Origin of the sequence: Jannaschia halovivens (genome assembly GCF_046452375.1) — a bacterium.
Lineage (GTDB): Bacteria > Pseudomonadota > Alphaproteobacteria > Rhodobacterales > Rhodobacteraceae > Jannaschia > Jannaschia halovivens.
Genome location: NZ_JBKFDJ010000002.1, coordinates 182,199 through 203,200 on the forward strand (window position 1 = coordinate 182,199; position 21,002 = coordinate 203,200).

The window sequence follows — 21,002 nt, forward strand, 5'->3', positions numbered from 1 at the left end:
CGCAGGCCGGTTACAGAGGGATACGCAGGCGATCCCCCGGCCCTACGCGGCTGTAGACGACTTTTCTCGGGGGGCTCGGGATCGGACGGCCGGACGAACAAACGCCCCGGCCTGTATCAGACCGGGGCGCCGCTCAAACGGACACTCCCCGCACCGCACAACCACCGGGAAGCGCCCGGAGACGATGGGCCGAATCCCGGTCTCGGGCGCGACGGGTCACGCGATGGCCGGGGGGCCGATCCTGGTCGAAACCACCGAGCGGAGCCGCGACTGGACCCGCGATCTCGGTCTGGTCCGGTGCGGCAGATGCGGGCGTGACGAGGCACTGCGGCCCCGACTCGGTGGTTCACAAGACGAACGGGAGCGCGAGGTCGAAGGTTCCAAGAAATCCCCGGATCGGTCAAATTTGACCGACAGGAAGGCGCGGTCTCGGCACCCTCGACCGGTTCGCCGTCAAGCGCCAGCCGATCGTCAGCCGTCGAGCACGCCGCGCTCGATTTGGTCCTGCTCGATGGCCTCGAACAGTGCCTTGAAGTTGCCCTCGCCGAAGCCGTCATCGCCCTTGCGCTGGATAAACTCGAAGAAGATCGGGCCAATGCAGGTCTTCGAGAAGATCTGCAGAAGGATGCGCGTCTCGCCGCCGCCCACGACGCCTTCGCCGTCGATCAGGATACCGTGCTTTTCCAGCGCATCGAGCGGCTCCTCGTGGCCGGTCACGCGCTCCCGCGACAGCGGATAGTAGGTCTCCGGCGGCTTCGGCATGAAGGTCACGCCGTTCTCGGCGATGGCGTCGACGGCGGCGTAGATGTCCTTGGCCCCGACCGCGATGTGCTGGATGCCCTCGCCCTTGTAGCGCTTGAGGTATTCGACGATCTGCCCCGTCTCGCCCCGGTCCTCGTTGATCGGGATGCGGATACGGCCGCAGGGCGAGGTCAGCGCGCGGCTCAGGAGGCCCGTGAACTTGCCCTCGATGTCGAAGAACCGGATCTCGCGGAAGTTGAATAGGTCGCCGTAGAAGCGGAACCAGACGTCCATGTTCCCCTTGTGGACGTTGTGCGTCAGGTGATCGAGATAGTGGAATCCGACGCCTTCGGGATGCGCCTGCGCGATCCACTCGAACTCGGCGTTGTAGGGCGAGGCGTCGCGATACTGGTCGATGAAGTAGATCAGGCTGCCGCCGATGCCGACGATCGCGGGCACGTCCATCACCTTACCCGACCCCTCGTAGGGCTCGGCGCCCTTCTCGACGGCATGGCGGAAGGCGTGGTCGGCATCGGCGACGCGCCAGCCCATCGAGGGGGCGCAGGGGCCGTGCTCGGCCACGAAATCCATCGCGTGGCTGCCCGGTTCGGCATTGATGAGATAGGTGATGTCGCCTTGCTGCCAGACCTCGACAGCACGCGTCTTGTGGGTGGCGACATGGGCGTAGCCTTGCCGCGTGAAGAGATCGCGCAGCGCCTGCGGATCTTCATGAGCGAACTCGACGAATTCAAACCCGTCGGTGCCCGCCGGGTTGGCGTCGCTGATCTCGGCATAGGGGGCGTGGTGGGGGAACGGGCCCATGGGACATCTCCTCTTTGGGCTCATATAAGCCGGCAATCGGGCGCAAACTGCGCGATCCGTGCCGTGCGATTCTCATAGTTCGGCGATTTCGCGCGCGAAAATAGACATAGCTGCGCGGTCGGTGCATCATCCGGCGATGGATGCCCTCGACCGCAACCTGCTCGACCTTCTGCAACGCGATGCGAGCCTTCCCTCGGACCGGCTGGCGGAGCGGCTGAACCTTTCGGCCAGTCAGGTGCGGCGACGGCGGGCACGGCTCGAGGCGGACGGCTATATCCGGTCGGTCACGGCACGTCTGGATCCGACGCGGCTCGGGCTCGACGTGCAGGCCTTCGTGCAGGTTCAAATGGCCAGCCACGCCCCCGAAGGCGCGCGCACCCTGCTGCGGCAGCTCGAGACGGAACCGCGGGTGGCATCGGTCTGGACCCTGACGGGCGAGGCCGACTACCTCCTGCGGGTCTGGTGCCCGGACCTCGGAAGCCTGAACGACCTCGTGCACAACGTCCTTCTGCCCCATCCCGCCGTCGCGCGGGTCCAGAGCCAGATCGTCATGGATCAGCCCAAGCGCGACGGACCGCTGCCGCTCTAGGCGCCGGATGGGCGGGATGCGGGCGGTTCGGGCATCGGCTCGGTCTCGGCGGCCACGGCATCGGCATCCTCGCCGAAGCGTGACAGGAGCGCGCTTTCGAGGTCGCGATTATATTCCTGCGCCCGCGCCCGATAGGCCGGGTTCCGGTCGATCGGCACCCCCGGCTCCCAGAGCGCGGCGAGGTCCTTCAGGGCCTCGCGGTCGTGACGGAAGAACGCCTCGCGGGCCTGGAACGCCTCGGTCTCGGACCAGCCCAGGTCTTCCAGCACGTAGCGCCCGGCCCGCAGACTCGAATCGAACATCTCGCGCACAATCTGCCGCGCGCCCGCGCGCCAGAGCTCGTAGACATGGACCCGGTCATAGGCCCGCGCGACGATGTGGATATCGGGGTTCGACGCCCGCGCGAGCTTGGTCAGCCGCACCGCGTCGGCCCGGTCGTCCAGCGCGATCACCAGCACCTTGGCCGTCGCCAGCCCCGCCGCCTCCAGCAGTTCGGGCCGGGTCGGGTCGCCCATGTAGGTCTTGATCCCGAAGCCGCGCAGCAGCCGGATCGTCTCGATGTCGCGGTCGAGCACGACGGCCCTGACACCCGCCGCCTGGAGCATCCGGTGCACGACCTGCCCGAAGCGTCCGACACCGGCGATGATGACGGAATGCCCCTCCTCGTCGATCTCGTCGTCGGGATGGCTCTCGCTGGTCTGCATCCGCTCCGTGAGCTTCTGGTGCAGGATGAAGAGCAGCGGTGTCGCCAGCATCGAGAGCGCGATGGACAGCAGCAGGACACCCGACAGCTCGCGGCCGAACACCCCGTCCGACACCGCGACCGAGACGAGCACGAAACCGAACTCGCCCGCCTGCGCCAGTGACAGCGTGAAGAGGATGCGGTCCGTCCCCTTCAGCCGCGCGGCGAAGGCCAGCGCGAAGAGGATGATCGCCTTGAGTGCGATCAACCCAAGCGTCACCCCGAGGATGACGACCGGCTGCGCGAGGAAGGTGCCGAAATCGATGCCCGCGCCCACGGTGATGAAGAAGAGCCCCAAAAGGAGACCCTTGAACGGCTCGATATCGGCCTCGAGCTCATGCCGGAACTCGGAATTGGCGAGGACGACGCCAGCGAGGAAGGTGCCCAGCGCAGGCGACAGCCCGACGAGGATCATCAGGACCGCGACCCCGATCACGAAGAGCAGCGACACGACGGTGTGCATCTCGCGCAGGCGGGCCTGTCCGGCGAAGGAGAAGATCGGGCGCGTCAGGAAGACGCCCGCGCCGATCACGAAGGCCACCGCCGCCACGGTCAGCGCGGTCAGGCCCCAGGCGGGCAGCGTATCGACCCAGTGGCCGACATCCGCGGCCATCGTCGCCGCAGACCCGTCGCCCATGGCTGGCTCCGCATGATCGCCGCCGCCGGTCGTCGCCGGGGCCAGCGCCAAGAGCGGCATCAGCGCCAGCATCGGGATGACCGCGATGTCCTGCGCCAGCAGCACCGAGAAGGACGAGCGGCCGCCGCGTGTCGCGGTCAGGTTCCGCTCCTGTAGGGTCTGCATGACGATCGCGGTCGAGGAGAGCGCGAAGACCATGCCGATCGCGATCGCCGTCTGCCAAGCGAAGCCGAAGGCCACCGCGATCCCGGCGACGGCGGCCATGGTCAGTCCGATCTGCCCCACCCCAAGCCCCACGAGGCGCATTCGCATGTCCCAGAGCGCCCGCGGTTCGAGCTCTAGGCCGATCACGAAGAGCAGCATGACGACGCCGAACTCGGCGAAGTGCTGAAGGCTTTCGGTTTCCGATCCCACCAAACCCGCGACCGGGCCGATCAGGATGCCCGCGATCAGGTAGCCCAGGACGGAGCCCAGGCCGAAGCGCACCGCAAGCGGGACGCAGAGCGTGGCCGCCGCGAGGTAGATCGCCGCCTGGACGAGAAAGCTTTCCATCCGTCCCGTCTAGGCGACGGCTGCAAGATTCGAAAGGCGGCGCCGGCGCGACCGATGCCGCCCGCGCGTCACAGGCCCTTGGCCTGATAGGTGGCGGCGATCCGGCTGATGGCGACGATGAAGCCCGCCGTGCGCAGGTCGTGGACGTCGTCGCGGTCATGCCAGACCTCGCGCATCGACTGGTAGGCGCCGCGCATCGTGTCGTCGAGGCCCGAGCGGACCAGCTCCAGCTCCCCTGCGCCGCGCAGGTAGTTCTTCTTGAAGTCGTCCGAGAGGGTCCAGGCCACGTCGCGGTTCTTCGACAGCCGCTCCAGCTCGTTGACGAGGACGTGGTGGCGCGCCTCCTCGGCGCGGCGCTGCATCCGGCCGAAGCGGATATGGCTGAGGTTCTTGACCCATTCGAAATAGCTGACCGTCACACCCCCGGCATTGGCATAGAGGTCGGGAATGATGACGGTGCCCTTTTCGAGAAGGATGGCATTCGCCTCGGCGGTGACGGGCCCGTTGGCCGCCTCGATGATCAGCGGCGCCTGCACGCGGGCGGCGTTGCCCTCGTGTATGGTGCCCTCGAGGGCCGCCGGGATGAGGATATCGCACTCGGCCTCCAGCAGCTTCGAGCCGTCCGCCTCGTAGGTGGCGCCGGGGAAGTCCTTCACGCCGCCGGTCGACTGGATATGCGCGCGGAGCGCCTCGACATCGAGGCCGTCGTCGGACTGCACCGCCCCATCCCGCTCGATCACCGCGATGATCTTGCAGCCGTCCTCGGTCGAGAGGAACTGCGCCGCGTGCCAGCCCACGTTACCGAGGCCCTGAACCACGACGCGCTTGCCGTCGAGCGTGCCCGAAAGCCCGGCTTTGGCGATATCATCGGGATGGCGGAAGAACTCCTGCAGGGCGTATTGCACGCCCCGGCCCGTCGCCTCGACCCGACCGGCGATGCCGCCCGCATGGGGCGGCTTGCCGGTGACGCACGCGCGGCCGTTGATGTCGGTGGTGTTCATTCGCTGATACTGGTCGCTGATCCACGCCATCTCGCGCTCGCCCGTGCCCATATCGGGGGCGGGCACGTTCTGGGCGGGGTTGATCATGTCGCGCTTGATCAGCTCGTAGGCGAAGCGGCGGGTGATCTGTTCGAGCTCATGCGGCTCCCATTCGCGCGGATCGATGCAGAGCCCGCCCTTCGAGCCGCCGAACGGCGTCTCGACCAGCGCGCATTTGTAGGTCATCAGCGCGGCCAGCGCCTCGACCTCGTCCTGATGCACCGCGAGGGAATAGCGGATGCCGCCCTTCACGGGCTCCATGTGCTCGGAATGGACCGAGCGATAGCCGGTGAAGGTATGGATCGCGCCCCGGAGGCGGACGCCGAACCGCACGGTATAGGTCGCGTTGCAGACCCGGATCTTCTGCGCGAGTCCGGGGCTCAGATCCATCAGGGCCACCGCCTGATCGTACATTGCGTTAACAGATGCGCTGAAGCCGCCGTGCATGTCCGCCATATTCATGTCCTCCCTTCGGCGGATCATTCCGCCAATGCGGTGACCCTAACGGCCCGATCCGGAAACGACAGAACCATTCATGGGGGGACTGTTCTCAATTCGACCGATCCGGCCATCGAAACACCACAAATCCGCCCGCTATCCTCCGCATCGGCCTGACATAAAAATCGATGCGGGCACGCTGTCCGCCTCGATTCGTTAACTATTGCACCGGGGGTGTCACACCCGGCGGAAAGGCGACCCTGGCCATGTCCACCCGACCTCAAGACGCGTTTCACGCATCGGAAGACGGTGCGATGACCATTTTCGGGTTGTTCATCTTCATCCTGATGCTGGTCGGCGGCGGCATCGCGCTCGACCTGATGCGCGCCGAGGTGAACCGCACCGAGCTGCAATATACCGTCGATCGCGCCGTGCTCGCCGCGGGTTCGCTCGACAACACGCGCGACGGCCGCGAGATCGTGCAGGATTACCTGCGCGCCGCGGGATATCCCGAGGACGCGGTGCGCGTCATCTCCGAGAACAACGGCTTCAACAGCCGCATCGCCGTCGCCTCCGAGGTCGAGACCCAGAGCCTCTTCATGAACATGCTGGGGGTCGACACGATCATCACGCCCGTTTCGTCGGAGGCCAAGGAAGAGCAGACCGAGATCGAGATCGCGCTCGTGCTCGACCGGTCGGGCTCGATGGGCGGCAGCAAGCTGACCAACCTCAAGACGGCGGCCAACGCGTTCGTCACAAAGCTCCTGAAGGACCGCGAACTGGTCACCACGATCTCGGTCGTCCCCTATAATCACGTCGTCAATCTGGGCGAGGATCTCGCGTCGAAATTCGACCTGACGGGCGAGCACGCCAGTTCGAACTGCGTCATCTTCGACGGAACCGAATACAGCAGCACCGGCATCGCCGCGGGAACCGTGCTCCAGCGTCTCGCGCATTTCGATCCTTGGACCGACGACGATGACGGCAACGCGACGGGCCTCGTGGCACGCCCGCAATGCCAGGCGAGCGACGAGGGACGCATCCTGCCATGGTCGAACGACGTCGTCGCGCTCACGACCCATATCAACAGCCTGACCGCGCATTCCAACACCGCCATGGATCTCGGCGTGAAGTGGGGCCTCGCCCTGCTCGACCCGACCTTGCGCGAAGAAGCCTCGTCGATGATCGCGGATGGCGATGTGCCGTCGATCTTCACCGGTCGCCCGTATGATCACCGCACGCCGGGCGTGCGCAAGGTGATGGTCGTGATGACGGACGGCAAGAACACCCAGCAATACGACCTCAAGGACGCCCAGCGCGTCGGCGGGTCGGGTATCTTCGCCTATAACCCGGACTGGGCGATTCCGTCCGACAGCACGCTCTGGCCCGTCGCGGGCGAAACGAATGATTGCGGAATCGGCGCCTCCGGCCACGCCTTCGGTCACGGACGGGGCGGCGACACGTTCTACACCTACGGCTACAACGACGCCGGCACCTGCGAGAAAGATCCGGACGCGACGCCCCCGACCCTGCCCTATGCCGGGCTCGTCTTCGGTCGGAACAAGAACGGCGAGCCGCGCCCCTACCCGGCCAAGTCCTTCGACAAGAACCTCGGATCGGACACGATCCTGTCTATCTGGTCGCCGACCAACAACAGCTACATGGTCCGCCGCAACGGGTATTACGACGAGTATCGCAGCACGCCCTACGGTGGTTCGGAGGCTGTCGAGATCGACAATTCCGACCTCTATTCCCTGATATCGACGGATTACATCTACGCGCGACTGACCAACGGAATGCCCTGGTCCGATCGCCAGACCTATCGCTACGCCTACGAGAACGTCGCCAACGCGACCGTCGCCGACAACAACCTCTCGGCGGCGTGCAAGGCCGCGCGAGATGCGGGCATCATCATCTACACGATCGCCGTCAGCGCCCCCTCGGCAGGTGAAGACGCCATGCGCGATTGTGCGGGCGACGACTACGCGGGCAACTATTTCGATGTGAACGGCCTCGATCCGACCAGCGCGTTCGACGAGATCTTCACTTCAATGAACCGCCTGAGGCTCACGCAATGAGGGCGAGCCGCATCCTTCGCACCATGGGCGCGATCTGGAGCCTGATCGCCACACCGGTGATGAACCGGTTCGACCGGAGCGTCGGCCTCGGCGACGACGACCACCCGGATTCCGCCCGCGAACGGGGCGGGGCCACGGTCGAATTCGTGATCCTGCTGCCCCTCTTCCTGGGCATCTTCCTTGCGTCCTTCGAGACCTCGATGCTGATGACGCGGCAGGTCATGCTGGAGCGGGGCGTCGACATGGCGACGCGCGACATCCGCCTCGACGGCGTCGGCTCGATCTCCCAGGACGAGCTGCGCGACGAAATCTGTGCGCGCGCCCGCATCCTGCCCAACTGCCAGTCGAACCTGCTGGTGGAGCTGACCCAGATCAACGTCGCGACGATGGCCATGCCGACCTCGGACACCCCGTGCCAGGACTTCAGCGTCGCGGGCACCGAGACGGCCGCCTTCATCTCGAACCGCGCCGAGAAGCTGATCCTCATGCGCGCCTGCTATTCCGTCGATCCCATCATTCCGTTCGGCCTCGGGGCCGACCTCGTGAACGACATCGACGGCACCATCCGCATGGTCACCTCGACCGCCTTCATCGTGGAGCCCGTGTGATGCGCCGCCTGTTCGATCGCCTGCCCGTTCCGGCGTTCCTGCGCCGCGACGACGGCGCCGTCTCGGTCGAGGCGACCGTGATGATGCCCGCCCTCATCGTCGCGTTCCTCGCCGGGTTCTCCTATTTCGATGCCTACCGGAAGGAAGGCGCGACGGTGAAGGCGGCCTATGCGCTAGGCGACGTGCTCTCGCGGATCACCAACTCCTCGACCACGCCGGCGCAGCTTCAGGGCATGACCGACATGTTCGAGACGATGACCTTCTCGGAGGGCAAGTCGTGGATCCGCGTCAGCGAGATCCAGCGTCAAGGCGACCAGCTTGCCGTTATCTGGTCCTATGCCAGCGAGGGCAATCCCGCGCTCACCGACACGCGTCTACTGCAATTCCTGCCGCGCATCCCGACCCTCGCCGCGAACGAGCGGGTCGTGGCCGTCGAGACCTATACCGAGTTCGAGGCCTTCTACGGCATGGGTATCGAGCCGCGCGTCTTCGACACCTTCGTGACGACGCGCCAGCGCTATTGGCCGCGCCTCGACATGGACCCGACCGTGCTTCCCACCGGCGTCGCCGATGTCAGCACCAGCGGGGACTGCCCGTCCAGCGGGTCGGACATGGGCAACAGCTTCAGCATCCTGACCTCTGCGGGGATCGGCTGCGGCATGGACCTGACTGCCCCCGCCGTCGTCGCCGCGACCGAGGCCGCCTATGACGATGACACCTCCGAGGAGGTTATCGCAGCCGCGAACGAGGCCTATTGGGACGCAATCTCCGATGGCGACGAATCGCAATCCGGCTTTTGGGCGCGCCTCGCCGAGTGGTGGCTGGCCTTCGTCGGCAGCCAGCCGCAGCAGGTCGCCGATGCCGGAGGCGCGGCCGGGACGGGCGACACCGACCACGGCAACGACGACGACGATGACGATGACGATGACGATGACGATGACGATGACGATGATGACGACGATGACGATTGAGATCCCTGCATCTGAAGCGGTCCATCGTCGCACCTGATCCCCCGGCGCAGTCGCAGATCGACCGCCCCGTGTCGCCGCCGGGGGCTTGTCCCGAACCGCCCTGCCGCTAGGCTGCCCCGAGGGACGACCGGGGATCACGCCAGATGCGCTTCAGCGCCTTAGAAATCCTTCGCCAGGGCCTGCGCGGCAACACGGGCTGGACGCCCCATTGGCGCTCGCCCGAACCGAAGGACGCCTATGACGTCGTCATCGTCGGCGGCGGCGGCCACGGCCTGGCGACAGCCTTCTACCTGGCCAAGGAACACGGCATCACCAACGTCGCCGTTCTCGAGAAGGGGTATATCGGCGGCGGCAATGTCGGCCGGAACACCACGATCGTGCGCGCCAACTACGGGATGCCCGGCAATTCCCAGTTCTATTCCCATTCCCTCAAGCTCTGGGAGGGGCTCGAGCAGGAGCTGAATTACAACGCGATGATGTCCCAGCGCGGCATCTACAACCTCTTCCATTCCGACGGTCAGCGCGACGCCTATGTCCGCCGTGGCAACACCATGGTGACCCAGGGCGACGACGCCGAGCTCCTGACCCGCGACGGCGTCCGCGCCCGCCTGCCGATGCTCGACCATGACAACGCCCGCTTTCCGGTCCTCGGCGCGCTCTATCACGGGCGGGGCGGCACCGCGCGCCACGATGCGGTGGCCTGGGGCTTCGCGCGGGGCGCCGACATGCGGGGCGTCGACATCATCCAGAACTGCGAGGTCACGGGCATCGACGTCGAGGGCGGGCGGGTGCGCGGCGTCCAGACCTCGCGCGGGGCGATCCGGGCCAAGCAGGTGGCACTTGTCACCGCCGGCCGCTCCAGCCAGACGGCGGCGATGGCGGGCCTCCGGTTGCCGATCGAGAGCCACATCCTCCAGGCCTTCGTGACCGAGGGGCTGAAGCCCTGTCTCGACCATGTCATCACCTTCGGCATGGGGCATTTCTACATCAGCCAATCCGACAAGGGCGGCCTCGTCTTCGGCGGCGACCTCGACTTCTACGCAAGCTACGCCGCCCGCGGGAACCTGCCCATGGCCGAGCACGTCATGGAGGCCGGGATCGCGATGATGCCGATGCTCGGACAGGCCCGGATGCTCCGGAGCTGGGGCGGGATCATGGACATGACGCCCGACGGCTCGCCCATCATCGACCACGCGCCCGTGGACGGCCTGATCGTCAACGCGGGCTGGTGCTATGGCGGGTTCAAGGCCGTTCCCGGCTCGGGCTTCTCGACCGCGCATCTGATCGCCACCGGCAATCATCACGCACCCGCCGCTCGCTTCCGTCTCGATCGCTTCGCCCGTGGCGACATCATCGACGAGGAAGCGACCGGGTCGCAGCACAACCTCCATTGACCATGCAGCATCCCCAGAGACCGGCCGGAGCCGCCCCATGCGCCTGACCTGCCCCCTCTGCGGCGATCGGGACCGCCGCGAGTTCTACTATCTCGGCCACGAGACCTATCTCGCCCGGCCCGAGGCGGGCGCACCCGTCGCCGTGTGGGACGACTACCTGCACAACCGCGACAATCCCGCCGGGCCGACCCGCGACCTCTGGCAGCACGAGGCCGGGTGCGGCGCATGGCTCCTGGTCGAGCGCGACACCGTCACCCACGAGATCCGGTCCGTCCGCCTCGCGCGGGAGGGCACCGCATGAGGACCGAGACCGGTGGCCTGATCGACCGCGACGCGCCGCTGCGCTTCACTTTCGATGGCCGCGTCGTCGAGGCCCGCGCGGGCGACACGGTCGCCTCGGCGCTGCTGGCAGAGGGCACGCGGCTGATGGGCCGAAGCTTCAAGTATCACCGCCCGCGCGGCCCCCTGACCCATGACAGCGCCGAACCCAACGCGCTGGTCACGACCCATTCCGGCGCCCATGCCATCCCGAACGTGCGCGCCACCACGCAGGAGGTGTTCGACGGCCTTCAGGTCCGCAGCCAGAACGCCTGGCCCTCGCTGAAATTCGACGCGATGAAGGTCAACGACCTCGCCGCGCCGTTCCTCGGCGCCGGTTTCTACTACAAGACCTTCATGTGGCCCCGCGCGGCCTGGGAAAAGCTCTACGAGCCGATTATCCGCCGCGCGGCCGGGCTCGGCGCGCTGTCGGGTGCGCCCGACCCGTGGCGCTCCGAGAAGGCGTTCGCGCATTGCGACCTCCTCGTCATCGGTGGCGGGCCCGCGGGCCTCGTCGCCGCGCTGACTGCGGCCCGGTCGGGCGCGGACGTCATCCTCTGCGATGAGGGCGACCGGCTGGGCGGACGGCTGCTCTGCGAGACCGAGACGCTGGCCGGCAAGCCCTCGGCCGCGTGGATCGACGTGCAGGCGGCCGCGCTCCGGGATGCGGGCGTGCGCGTGATGACCCGAACCACGGTGACCGGCGCCTATGACGGCGGCACCTACGGCGCGCTGGAACGGGTGTCGCACCACATCGCCCAGCCCCACCCCGACCTGCCGCGCGATTGCTTCTGGCGGATCTCGGCGCGACGCGCGGTGCTGGCGGCTGGCGCACTGGAGCGGTCCATCGCCTTCCCGATGAACGACCGTCCCGGCGTGATGCTCGCGGGGGCCGTGCGAGCCTATCTCAACCGCTGGAGCGCGGTCGGCGGCACCCGCGTCGCGATCTTCGCCAACAACGACGACGCGCACCGCACCGCGACCGACCTGATCGACGCGGGCGTGCGCGTGGCCGCCGTGGTCGACCCGCGCGAGGGGGTCGAGGCGCGGGGCGACTACGACGTCATCCGGGGCGACGTCACGCGCGCTCATGGCCGCCTCGGGCTGACGGGCGTGACCGTGCGCCGCAACGGCGGGGGCGAGCACCGCATCGAGTGCGACATCCTCGGGGTGTCCGGCGGCTGGAACCCGAGCGTGCACCTGACCTGCCACACCGGCGCCCGGCCGGTCTGGGACGATGCCATCGCCGCCTTCCGGCCGGCCCCCGAGGCGGTGCCGGGGCTGGAAGTCGCGGGAGCCGCAAATGGCGATCTCTCGACCGCGGCGGCGCTGTCCGGCGGGCAGGACGCGGCGGCGCGCGCGCTCGGGTCGATGACGGGTACGATCACGCCCGTCACGCTGCCCGATGCGCCGCAGACGGCGGGGGGGATCGCGCCGCTCTGGTCCGTGGACGCGCCGAAGACGGCCCGGCATCGCGCCTGGCTCGACTTCCAGAACGACGTCACGACCAAGGACGTGATGCAGGCCGCGCAGGAAAACTTTGCCTCGGTCGAGCACATGAAGCGCTACACCACGCAGGGCATGGCGACCGATCAGGGCAAGACCTCGAACGTCGCAGCGCTGGCGATCCTAGCGGACGCTACGGGGCGCGGCATCCCCGAAACCGGGACGACGACCTTCCGTCCGCCCTTCGTGCCCGTGCCGATGGCCGCGATGGGCGCAGGCGCCACCGGCGCGGGCTTCGCGCCCGAGCGGCTGACGACCAGCCACGCGGCCAGCGCGGCCCGCGGGGCACCGATGATCGAAACCGGCCTCTGGTATCGCCCCGGCTGGTTCCCGAAGGACGGCGAGGACTGGCGCGCCGCCTGCAGCCGCGAGGCCGCGATGGTGCGCGAGACGGTGGGCGTCGCCGATGTCAGTACGCTGGGCAAGATCGACATCCAGGGGCCCGATGCTGCCGCGCTTCTGGATTTGGTCTACACCAACATGTTCTCGACCCTGAAGGAGGGCCGCGCGCGCTACGGCCTTATGCTGCGCGAAGACGGGTTCGTCATGGATGACGGCACCACCGCGCGCCTTGGCCCAGAGCATTACGTCATGACGACCACCACCGCCGCCGCGGGTCAGGTCATGCGCTACCTCGAATTCGTCACGCAGTGCCTGCGCCCCGATTGGCGCGTGGCGATCGTGTCGGCGACCGAAGCCTGGGCGCAGTTCTCGGTCGCGGGACCATGCGCGCGGGAGCTGGTGCGCGCCGTCGTGGCCGAGCCCGTCACCGACGAAACGTTCCCCTTCATGGGCTGCGGCCCCGTCACCGTGCACGGCGTCCCGGGTCGCCTTTTCCGGATCTCCTTCTCGGGCGAGCACGCCTACGAGATCGCGGTACCGTCCCGCTATGGCGCTGCGCTCTACGATGATCTGGTCACCCGCGCCGAGGCCCTCGGCGGCGGCGCCTACGGGATGGAGGCGCTGAACGTGCTCCGGATCGAAAAGGGCTTCATCACCCATGCCGAGATCACGGGCCGCGTGACGGCCTTCGACATCGGCATGGACCGCATGATCAGCACCAAGAAGGACTGCATCGGCAAGGACGCGTCCCGCCGCCCGGCCATGCTGACCGATCGCGAGGAACTGGTCGGGCTGCGCGGGGCCGAGGATGACAGCTTCATCACCGCCGGCGCGCATCTCTTCGTCGAGGACGCCGAGATCACCCCCGCGAACGACCAGGGCTATGTCACCTCGCCCTGTATCTCGCCCGCTCTGGGCGGCCACATCGCGCTGGGCTTCGTGCGGAACGGTCGGGCGCGGATCGGTGAGCGTCTGGATCTGGTCGATACCCTCAACGACAATTTCTGCGAGGTCGTGATCGTGGACCCGGTGCAGTTCGACCCGGACGGAGGACGCGCCCGTGGCTGAACTCACCGCCCGCTCGCCTGCCGAAGGGTTCCTGCCCCAGACAATCGGTCAGTGCACGCTGACCGAAGAATGGCCCGACGCGATCACCGCGCTCTCGGCCCTGACCGACGGCACCGACCTGCCCCCGCCGGGCGAGACGGCGACCCGGGGCGAAGCGACGCTGCTTTGGTCGGGACGGAGACAGGCCATGGCCATCGGCCCCGTGGACGCGCCCGATGGAACGGTCGCCTGCGACCAGACCGACGCGTGGTGCGTGATGCGGCTGGAGGGGCCGGACGCGGCGGACGTTCTGGCCCGGCTGACGCCGCTCGACTTGAACGCTGCGATCCTGAAGCCCGGTCACACGGCGCGCAGTCTCTTGGGTCATATGAACGCGCTGTTCCACCGCATTGGGCCGGACACGTTTCGCATCATGATCTTCCGTTCGATGGCGGCCAGCGCCGTCTACGAGATCGAGCGCGCCATGAAGGGCGTGGCTGCGCGACGCGACGCGTAGGCACAGCGCGCGCCCCTCGACTCTCCCCCGGCGCGACCCGATATTCCGGTGATGCGCCTGCCCGACAGTTTCCTCGACGATTTGCGGAACCGCCTCAGCCTTTCGGCCGTGGTCGGGCGCAAGGTCGTCTGGGACATGAAGAAGACCAACCAAGCCAAGGGCGACTGGTGGGCGCCCTGCCCGTTCCATCAGGAGAAGACGGCCAGCTTCCACGTCGATGACCGGAAGGGGTTCTATTACTGCTTCGGCTGCCAGGCGAAGGGCAACCTCTTCGGGTTCGTGCAGGAGACCGAGAACGTGGGCTTCATGGAGGCGGTCGAGATCCTCGCCGCCGAAGCGGGGATGGAGATGCCCGCCAAGGACCCCCGCGCCGCAGAGAAGGCCGATCTGCGGACGCGACTGGCCGAGGTCACGGAAGCCGCCGCCAAGTGGTTCCGGATGCAGCTCGCCGCCGGGGCTGGATCGGACGCCCGCCGCTATCTCGACGGGCGGGGCCTGTCGGCCAAGACGCAGGACCGGTTCGAGATCGGCTTCGCGCCGACCGAGGCCGACGGCCTCATCAAGGCGCTCGAGGGGAAGGGCATCCCTTGGGACCTGATCGAGGGCGCGGGCCTCGGCGTGGCCGAAGACGACGGCCGCCGCCGCGACCGCTTCATCAACCGCATCATCTTCCCGATCCGCGACGCGCGCAGCCGTTGCATCGGCTTCGGCGGACGCGCGATGAACCCGAACTCGCCTGCGAAATACCTGAACTCGCCCGAGACAGCGCTCTTCGACAAGGGCGCCAATCTCTACAATCTCGGCCCCGCCCGCACCGCGGCCGGTCAGGGCCAGCCCTTCCTCGTGGCCGAGGGCTACATGGACGTCATCGCGCTGCATCAGGCCGGGTTCGAGGCCGCCGTCGCGCCGCTGGGGACCGCCGTCACCGAGCGCCAGCTGCAACTGATGTGGCGCGTGACACCCGAGCCGCTGATCGCCCTCGACGGCGATGCCGCCGGTCAGCGCGCGGGCCTTCGGGTGGCCGATCTCGCCTTGCCCCTGATCGAGGCGGGTCAATCCCTGCGCTTCGCCGTGCTGCCCGAGGGCCAGGACCCCGACGACCTGATCCGCGTCGAGGGCCGCGCCGCGATGCAGGCCGTCATCGACGGCGCGCAGCCGATGCTTGCGCTGCTCTGGGCGCGCGAGATCGAGGGGAAGTCCTTCGACAGCCCCGAACGCCGCGCCGCGCTGGACCGCGATCTGCTCGCCGTGATCAGCCGGATCAAGGACACGCGCCTGCGCAAGCATTACGCCGAGGACGTTAAGCGCCGACGGGCCGAGCTCTTCGGCCTGCCGCTCGACGCGCCCATGGCTCCCACCGCACCGGGTGCGCCGGATCGCTCCGCTCGGCCCTGGGTGCCTGCATCCGAGTTCCGTGCCCGTCGCCACGCGCCCCCGCCCGCCAGCACCAGCGCGCGCAGCTCGGCGCTGGCCTCGGGCGCAGCGCCCGATCTCGTGCTGGAACAGGTGATCCTCGCGGGGCTGGTGTTGCATCCCGACCTGATCGAGACCTTCGCCGACCGCCTGGAGGCGCTGGGCTGGTCTGGACCGCACGGATCCCTCGCCGCCGCCCTTCTGCGGATGCCGCCGGGCATCGATTCGGACATGGTGCAGGACCGGCTGGATCCCGAGACCCTTGAAACGCTTCTGGCGCAAAGCCATGTCCGCATCTCGCCCGTCCGTCGCGGCGCCGAACAAGCACGCCTTTGCGTCGAGGACGCGGTGACGCGGCTGGCGGCCCGGCGCGGCGCGGACCGCGAACGTCGCGAGGCGATGGAGGATTTCGACGACGGGGCCGACGAGGCCCTGACATGGCGCCTGGCCGAGGCCGCGCGCCGCCACGATGCCGCCCAGCGGGCGCGAACCACGGACGATGCGACTGGCGAGGACGCTGCGGGAATGTCGGATTACCTGCAGGGCCTGCTGGACACAGAAGTCTGGAAGAAAACGAAGAAGAAGTGATTCGGGATGCGGCTCCCGGCGAATCGGTCTACTGATTCGTCGGGACAGCCCATAAGAACCACTCCCCGAAGGAGCGCGAGGCGATGGCCAAGGACACGGACGACCAGAAAGCGCAGGACAACGAGGGCGATATCTCGCTCGACATGTCGCAGGCGGCCGTCAAACGCATGATCTCCGAAGCACGGACGCGGGGATACATCACCTACGACCAGCTCAACGAAGTGCTTCCGCCCGAGCAGGTCTCGTCCGAGCAGATCGAGGACGTCATGTCGATGCTCTCGGAGATGGGTATCAATATCGTCGAGGCCGAGGAGGCCGAGGACGAGGACGACGCGAAGCCCGAGGGTTCGACCGCCGTCGTCGACGCCTCGAAGAAGGGCGGCGACGTCGCCACGACCGATTCGACCGAGCAGAAACTCGACCGCACCGACGACCCGGTGCGCATGTATCTGCGCGAGATGGGCTCGGTCGAGCTTCTGTCCCGCGAGGGCGAGATCGCGATCGCCAAGCGGATCGAGGCCGGGCGGAACACCATGATCCTCGGGCTCTGCGAAAGCCCGCTGACCTTCCAGGCCATCACGATCTGGCGCGACGAACTCCTGTCCGAGGACATCCTCCTGCGGGACGTGATCGACCTCGAAACGACCTTCGGCGACCAGCTCGAGGAAGAGGGCGAGACGTCCGTGGTCGGCGCCACCGCCCCCGCGAACGACAACGCCTCAAGCGGCGAAACGAAGGCCGAGCTCGATGCGGACGGCAATCCGATCGCCACCGAAGACGACGATGACGACGACGAAGACGAGGGCCAGAACATGTCGCTGGCCGCGATGGAGGCGGCGCTGAAGCCCCGCGTCCTCGAGACTCTCGACGTCATCGCGGGCGACTACGCCAAGCTGGCCGAGATGCAGGATCTGCGGATCAGCGCGACGCTGAACGAGGATGACACGTTCTCGTCGAAGGCCGAGGACGCCTACCAGGAACTCCGCTCCGAGATCGTGGAACTGGTGAACGGCCTCCACCTTCACAACAACCGCATCGAGGCGCTGATCGACCAGCTTTACGGCATCAACCGCCGGATCATGTCGATCGACTCGGGCATGGTGAAGCTGGCCGACCAGGCCCGCATCAACCGCCGCGAGTTCATCGAGGAATATCGCGGCCACGAGCTCGATCCCGGCTGGGTCGACCGCATGACCGAGAAGACCGGTCGCGGCTGGCAGGCCCTGTTCGAGCGCAATCGCGACAAGGTCGAGGAGCTGCGCGGCGACATGGCCCAGGTCGGGCAATATGTCGGCGTCGACATCAACGAATTCCGCCGCATCGTGAACCAGGTCCAGAAGGGCGAGAAGGAAGCCCGTCAGGCCAAGAAGGAGATGGTCGAGGCCAACTTGCGCCTCGTGATCTCGATCGCCAAGAAATACACCAACCGCGGCCTGCAATTCCTTGATCTCATTCAGGAAGGCAATATCGGCCTGATGAAGGCCGTCGACAAGTTCGAGTATCGCCGCGGCTACAAGTTCTCGACCTACGCGACGTGGTGGATCCGGCAGGCGATCACCCGGTCGATTGCCGACCAGGCGCGCACGATCCGTATCCCTGTCCACATGATCGAGACCATCAACAAGCTGGTCCGCACGGGTCGCCAGATGCTCCACGAGATCGGGCGCGAGCCGACGCCCGAGGAGTTGGCGGCCAAGCTGCAGATGCCGCTGGAGAAGGTCCGCAAGGTGATGAAGATCGCCAAGGAGCCGATCTCGCTCGAGACGCCCATCGGCGACGAGGAGGATTCGCAGCTCGGCGACTTCATCGAGGACAAGAATGCCGTCCTGCCGCTGGATTCGGCCATCCAGGAGAACCTGAAGGAGACGACGACGCGTGTCCTCGCCTCGCTGACACCGCGCGAGGAGCGGGTGCTGCGGATGCGCTTCGGCATCGGCATGAACACCGACCACACGCTCGAGGAGGTCGGTCAGCAGTTCTCGGTGACCCGCGAACGGATCCGGCAGATCGAGGCCAAGGCGCTGCGCAAGCTCAAGCATCCCAGCCGGTCGCGGAAGCTGCGCTCGTTCCTCGACCAATAGGCGCGACAGCCGCGTGATCGACGGGCCGCCTTCGGGCGGCCCGTTCGCGTTCTGGCCTTACGCTCAAGCCCCCCGATCCGGCATCGGGTTCAAATCGCGGCGCGGCGTCCTATACTTGACGGATCACCCGAACCCTTGCCGGAGCCGCGTCATGTCCATCCTCTCCCGCCTGTTCGGCGGCGGCAGTGCCCCGCCCCCCGCGACATCGACGACCGAATATCAAGGCTTCACGATCACGCCGCAGCCGACGAAGACATCGGACGGATTCCGCATCGCGGCGCTGATCGAGAAAGACGGACGGCAGCACGAGTTGATCCGCGCCGACACGATCCGGGACTGGGAAGCCGCCGTCGAAGCCTCGCTCGGCAAGGCACGGCAGGTCATCGACGAGCAGGGCGACCGCATCTTCTGAGATCGCGAGACGGGGATGGACGGCTTGGGTCCGTCCACCCCTTTCCCGATGGCGCCTCGCTCAGGGGCGTCCACGTCCGGGCGTGCCGCCGCCATCTGCGGGCGTGCCACTGTCGCGGTCGTCGCCGCGGCTCGGCAGCGGCGTGCAAGGCAGCGTCGCGGCCGTAGCGGTGGTGCCCGGCTCGCATTCCTCCGGCGGGAGGCAGGGATTCACCGGCACGGTCGTAGTTCCGGCGACCGGTGTTGGGTCACGGCCATCGGTGCATCCGACGACGGCCCCCATCTTGTTGAAGACCGGCTCGGCCACGATGCGGGGCGCGACCTGCGGCGGCGCGCAGCCCGCGAGCACCACGGCCAGAACGAGCCCGCCGCCGATATTCATCTGAAGTCCCATCGTGTTCCCTTTCGTTGCGTGGCGATCGGGGCGGCGGCTCGCGTAGTGCCATGCCTGCGCCCGACGCGCTCTCGCTAGCGGGTGACCGACGGTCTGCGAACCGGAACGCGCGCAGGAGCGTTATGCGCAAACGTGGGAACCTGCTTCGAATATCATGCTACGGTGCGGGAACCGCAGGGTGGGGGCCGCGATGATCGACGCCAGCATGTTCGTCTGGGACAATCTTAAGGTGGCACTCGCCATCGCGCGGACGGGCTCGCTGTCGCGGGCGGCGCTGCTTCTGGATATAGACCAGTCGACGGCCAGCCGGCGTCTGTCGGCACTGGAAGGACAACTGGGGCTGCCACTCTTCGTGCGCAGCCGCAGCGGCCTGTCCCCGACCGAGGCGGGGCAGCGGGCACTGGACCATGCGCATGAGATCGAACGGAGGGTCGCTCGGCTCGGCGACGACGTGGCCGAGACCGCATCCGGTCCGCGCGGCCTTCTGCGGCTTCTCGGGAACCCGTGGGTTCTGAACGCGCTGACGCGCTCGCTGCTGCCGGATCTCCTGGGGACCAATCCGGGCATCGACCTGCGCCTCATCGCACATGAGCCGCGGTCGCCCATGCGAGGCGAGGCGACGCTGGCGGTGTGGTTCGAGCGCGCGCCACGTCCGGGCGAGTTCGCCGTTCCGCTGGGTGAGGTCGATTACGCCGTCTACGCCGCGCGGGGTTCGAACCCGGACCTCCTGCCTTGGGTATCCTTCTTCGACGAAGACAGTCCCCGCCGTGCCCCGCTCAGGTGGCATCAGCGCATTCGTGCCTCCGACGAGGAACGCATTCGCCTGACCTCCACCGACGCGCGTGACGTGCTCGATGCCGCCAAGGCCGGCCTCGGGCGCGCGATCCTGCCGATCTGTCTCGCGGAGAGCTGCGCCGATCTTGAAAGCGTCGGGCCGAACGCCGTGCATCTACGTCGCGTGATGTATCTCCATGCCCATCCCGACACGGTTGAGCTGCGCCGCGTACAGACCGTGATGGCCGCGCTGCGGGAGAGCTTTCACACGATCTTCGCGCGTCCGGATGGAAAGCGGCCCGTCGAGAGCGCGCACCCGAAGGGCTAGGCCCCGACTTCGCCTCTAGCGATCCGGTGTTCCGACATGACGACGGTCGGGCGTGCGATCGGGCTTGTAGGCGGGATCCGTCCGCGCGCCCGGATCGGGATCGGGCCGGGTCGTCGGCCCGCCATCAGGGCGCGGCGATTGCCGGCCCGCGGATGCGCCGGTCATGCCGGCGGTTACCGAATTGGGGTCATGGGTCGTGCCGATCTCGCTGTCGGCCGGGACCGTCCGCGCGCCGTCGGCATCGCGGCGGGTGGTGTCGGTTCGGGTCGTCGACATGGTCATCCTCCCTTCGCTGCGGCCCACGCGGCCACGATCATCAGGGGTGCAACCCGCCGGGCCGGGGGGTCGGTTCCCCGGCCCGCGCGACCTGCGACGATCAGTCCTCGAGGATGAAGGTCACCATCATGTTGACCTGGTAGTGATCGACCTTGCCGTCGGTGACCCGGACATATTGTTCTTTCACCCAAGCACTTTGCACATTGCGCAGCGTCTCGTTGGCGCGGGCGACGCCCTGTGCGACGGCGTCGTCGAAGCTGACGTCGGAGGTGGCGGAGATCTCGGTCACGCGTGCGATGCTCATGGGTTCGTCCTTTCATCTGTAAAGGCCGGCAGCCTGCGCCCTCGCTTCCGCTGCGTCAACGAGGCCCTGCGCGCCGTCCGATCTGGACCGC

18 protein-coding genes are annotated in these 21,002 nt (G+C 67.6%); 12 read left to right on the forward strand and 6 right to left on the reverse strand.

All coding sequences use genetic code 11. The annotated features are described in order from the left end of the window. Positions 1 to 471 precede the first annotated feature (471 nt). Positions 472 to 1,563, reverse strand: a complete 1,092-nt coding sequence (hppD, locus tag ACK8OR_RS14295; protein ID WP_410190087.1) for a 4-hydroxyphenylpyruvate dioxygenase — start codon at positions 1,561 to 1,563, stop codon at positions 472 to 474. A gap of 136 nt (positions 1,564 to 1,699) precedes the next feature. On the opposite strand from hppD, the gene ACK8OR_RS14300 reads away from it, so the two are divergent. Continuing rightward, positions 1,700 to 2,152, forward strand: a complete 453-nt coding sequence (locus ACK8OR_RS14300; RefSeq protein ID WP_410190088.1) for an Lrp/AsnC family transcriptional regulator — start codon at positions 1,700 to 1,702, stop codon at positions 2,150 to 2,152. On the opposite strand, the gene ACK8OR_RS14305 is transcribed toward ACK8OR_RS14300, so the two are convergent. After that, a complete protein-coding gene (locus tag ACK8OR_RS14305; RefSeq protein ID WP_410190089.1) occupies positions 2,149 to 4,083 on the reverse strand; it encodes a cation:proton antiporter domain-containing protein in 1,935 nt (644 codons plus the stop codon). The genes ACK8OR_RS14300 and ACK8OR_RS14305 overlap by 4 nt on opposite strands. A 68-nt stretch (positions 4,084 to 4,151) precedes the next feature. Continuing rightward, positions 4,152 to 5,579: a Glu/Leu/Phe/Val family dehydrogenase gene (locus ACK8OR_RS14310; protein WP_410190090.1), complete on the reverse strand. Its 1,428-nt coding sequence runs from the start codon at positions 5,577 to 5,579 to the stop codon at positions 4,152 to 4,154. Positions 5,580 to 5,875: 296 nt separating this feature from the next. On the opposite strand from ACK8OR_RS14310, the gene ACK8OR_RS14315 reads away from it, so the two are divergent. The 10 genes from ACK8OR_RS14315 (at position 5,876) to ACK8OR_RS14360 (ending at position 18,836) form a co-directional block, all read left to right on the forward strand. Continuing rightward, complete coding sequence (locus tag ACK8OR_RS14315) at positions 5,876 to 7,639, forward strand: pilus assembly protein TadG-related protein (protein ID WP_410190091.1); 1,764 nt, start codon at positions 5,876 to 5,878, stop codon at positions 7,637 to 7,639. Continuing rightward, positions 7,636 to 8,247 (forward strand): TadE/TadG family type IV pilus assembly protein, encoded by a 612-nt coding sequence (locus ACK8OR_RS14320; RefSeq protein ID WP_410190092.1) that lies wholly within the window; start codon positions 7,636 to 7,638, stop codon positions 8,245 to 8,247. The genes ACK8OR_RS14315 and ACK8OR_RS14320 overlap by 4 nt, the downstream gene beginning before the upstream one ends. Then, positions 8,247 to 9,218 (forward strand): TadE/TadG family type IV pilus assembly protein, encoded by a 972-nt coding sequence (locus ACK8OR_RS14325; protein WP_410190093.1) that lies wholly within the window; start codon positions 8,247 to 8,249, stop codon positions 9,216 to 9,218. The genes ACK8OR_RS14320 and ACK8OR_RS14325 overlap by 1 nt, the downstream gene beginning before the upstream one ends. Before the next feature lie 143 nt (positions 9,219 to 9,361). Next, positions 9,362 to 10,612: a sarcosine oxidase subunit beta family protein gene (locus ACK8OR_RS14330; protein WP_410190094.1), complete on the forward strand. Its 1,251-nt coding sequence runs from the start codon at positions 9,362 to 9,364 to the stop codon at positions 10,610 to 10,612. Positions 10,613 to 10,649: 37 nt separating this feature from the next. After that, positions 10,650 to 10,913 carry a sarcosine oxidase subunit delta gene (locus ACK8OR_RS14335; protein ID WP_410190095.1) on the forward strand — a complete coding sequence of 88 codons (264 nt, stop codon included), beginning with the start codon at positions 10,650 to 10,652 and terminating at the stop codon, positions 10,911 to 10,913. Then, a complete protein-coding gene (locus tag ACK8OR_RS14340) occupies positions 10,910 to 13,846 on the forward strand; it encodes a sarcosine oxidase subunit alpha family protein (protein WP_410190096.1) in 2,937 nt (978 codons plus the stop codon). Before ACK8OR_RS14335 ends, ACK8OR_RS14340 begins: the two co-directional genes overlap by 4 nt. Beyond that, positions 13,839 to 14,342: a sarcosine oxidase subunit gamma gene (locus tag ACK8OR_RS14345; RefSeq protein WP_410190097.1), complete on the forward strand. Its 504-nt coding sequence runs from the start codon at positions 13,839 to 13,841 to the stop codon at positions 14,340 to 14,342. The genes ACK8OR_RS14340 and ACK8OR_RS14345 overlap by 8 nt, the downstream gene beginning before the upstream one ends. 51 nt (positions 14,343 to 14,393) lie before the next feature. Beyond that, positions 14,394 to 16,343, forward strand: coding sequence for a DNA primase (gene dnaG, locus ACK8OR_RS14350; RefSeq protein ID WP_410190098.1), 1,950 nt, complete (start codon positions 14,394 to 14,396; stop codon positions 16,341 to 16,343). 83 nt (positions 16,344 to 16,426) lie between these two features. Beyond that, positions 16,427 to 18,424 (forward strand): RNA polymerase sigma factor RpoD, encoded by a 1,998-nt coding sequence (gene rpoD / locus ACK8OR_RS14355; protein ID WP_410190099.1) that lies wholly within the window; start codon positions 16,427 to 16,429, stop codon positions 18,422 to 18,424. Positions 18,425 to 18,575: 151 nt separating this feature from the next. Then, entirely contained in the window at positions 18,576 to 18,836 is a 261-nt protein-coding gene (locus ACK8OR_RS14360; RefSeq protein ID WP_410190100.1) for an HlyU family transcriptional regulator, read from the forward strand. A 60-nt stretch (positions 18,837 to 18,896) separates the two neighbouring features. Here ACK8OR_RS14360 and ACK8OR_RS14365 read toward each other — a convergent pair whose 3' ends face one another. Beyond that, positions 18,897 to 19,229 (reverse strand): hypothetical protein, encoded by a 333-nt coding sequence (locus ACK8OR_RS14365; RefSeq protein ID WP_410190101.1) that lies wholly within the window; start codon positions 19,227 to 19,229, stop codon positions 18,897 to 18,899. A 190-nt stretch (positions 19,230 to 19,419) separates the two neighbouring features. Here ACK8OR_RS14365 and ACK8OR_RS14370 point away from each other — a divergent pair, with 190 nt between their 5' ends. Next, positions 19,420 to 20,331 (forward strand): LysR family transcriptional regulator, encoded by a 912-nt coding sequence (locus tag ACK8OR_RS14370; protein ID WP_410190102.1) that lies wholly within the window; start codon positions 19,420 to 19,422, stop codon positions 20,329 to 20,331. Positions 20,332 to 20,346: 15 nt separating this feature from the next. On the opposite strand, the gene ACK8OR_RS14375 is transcribed toward ACK8OR_RS14370, so the two are convergent. Together ACK8OR_RS14375 and ACK8OR_RS14380 are read right to left on the reverse strand one after the other, a co-directional pair. Further along, entirely contained in the window at positions 20,347 to 20,607 is a 261-nt protein-coding gene (locus ACK8OR_RS14375; RefSeq protein WP_410190103.1) for a hypothetical protein, read from the reverse strand. Positions 20,608 to 20,707: 100 nt separating this feature from the next. Then, complete coding sequence (locus ACK8OR_RS14380; RefSeq protein WP_410190104.1) at positions 20,708 to 20,911, reverse strand: dodecin family protein; 204 nt, start codon at positions 20,909 to 20,911, stop codon at positions 20,708 to 20,710. Between the last annotated feature and the right edge of the window lie 91 nt (positions 20,912 to 21,002).

What these genes read in the sequence shown, in the direction of transcription:
- hppD (WP_410190087.1), bottom strand. Translation starts at nt 1,563, where the DNA reads ATGGGCCCGTTCCCCCACCACGCCCCCTATGCCGAGATCAGCGACGCC.
- ACK8OR_RS14300 (WP_410190088.1), top strand. Translation starts at nt 1,700, where the DNA reads ATGGATGCCCTCGACCGCAACCTGCTCGACCTTCTGCAACGCGATGCG.
- ACK8OR_RS14305 (WP_410190089.1), bottom strand. Translation starts at nt 4,083, where the DNA reads ATGGAAAGCTTTCTCGTCCAGGCGGCGATCTACCTCGCGGCGGCCACG.
- ACK8OR_RS14310 (WP_410190090.1), bottom strand. Translation starts at nt 5,579, where the DNA reads ATGGCGGACATGCACGGCGGCTTCAGCGCATCTGTTAACGCAATGTAC.
- ACK8OR_RS14315 (WP_410190091.1), top strand. Translation starts at nt 5,876, where the DNA reads ATGACCATTTTCGGGTTGTTCATCTTCATCCTGATGCTGGTCGGCGGC.
- ACK8OR_RS14320 (WP_410190092.1), top strand. Translation starts at nt 7,636, where the DNA reads ATGAGGGCGAGCCGCATCCTTCGCACCATGGGCGCGATCTGGAGCCTG.
- ACK8OR_RS14325 (WP_410190093.1), top strand. Translation starts at nt 8,247, where the DNA reads ATGCGCCGCCTGTTCGATCGCCTGCCCGTTCCGGCGTTCCTGCGCCGC.
- ACK8OR_RS14330 (WP_410190094.1), top strand. Translation starts at nt 9,362, where the DNA reads ATGCGCTTCAGCGCCTTAGAAATCCTTCGCCAGGGCCTGCGCGGCAAC.
- ACK8OR_RS14335 (WP_410190095.1), top strand. Translation starts at nt 10,650, where the DNA reads ATGCGCCTGACCTGCCCCCTCTGCGGCGATCGGGACCGCCGCGAGTTC.
- ACK8OR_RS14340 (WP_410190096.1), top strand. Translation starts at nt 10,910, where the DNA reads ATGAGGACCGAGACCGGTGGCCTGATCGACCGCGACGCGCCGCTGCGC.
- dnaG (WP_410190098.1), top strand. Translation starts at nt 14,394, where the DNA reads ATGCGCCTGCCCGACAGTTTCCTCGACGATTTGCGGAACCGCCTCAGC.
- rpoD (WP_410190099.1), top strand. Translation starts at nt 16,427, where the DNA reads ATGGCCAAGGACACGGACGACCAGAAAGCGCAGGACAACGAGGGCGAT.
- ACK8OR_RS14360 (WP_410190100.1), top strand. Translation starts at nt 18,576, where the DNA reads ATGTCCATCCTCTCCCGCCTGTTCGGCGGCGGCAGTGCCCCGCCCCCC.
- ACK8OR_RS14365 (WP_410190101.1), bottom strand. Translation starts at nt 19,229, where the DNA reads ATGGGACTTCAGATGAATATCGGCGGCGGGCTCGTTCTGGCCGTGGTG.
- ACK8OR_RS14370 (WP_410190102.1), top strand. Translation starts at nt 19,420, where the DNA reads ATGATCGACGCCAGCATGTTCGTCTGGGACAATCTTAAGGTGGCACTC.
- ACK8OR_RS14375 (WP_410190103.1), bottom strand. Translation starts at nt 20,607, where the DNA reads ATGTCGACGACCCGAACCGACACCACCCGCCGCGATGCCGACGGCGCG.
- ACK8OR_RS14380 (WP_410190104.1), bottom strand. Translation starts at nt 20,911, where the DNA reads ATGAGCATCGCACGCGTGACCGAGATCTCCGCCACCTCCGACGTCAGC.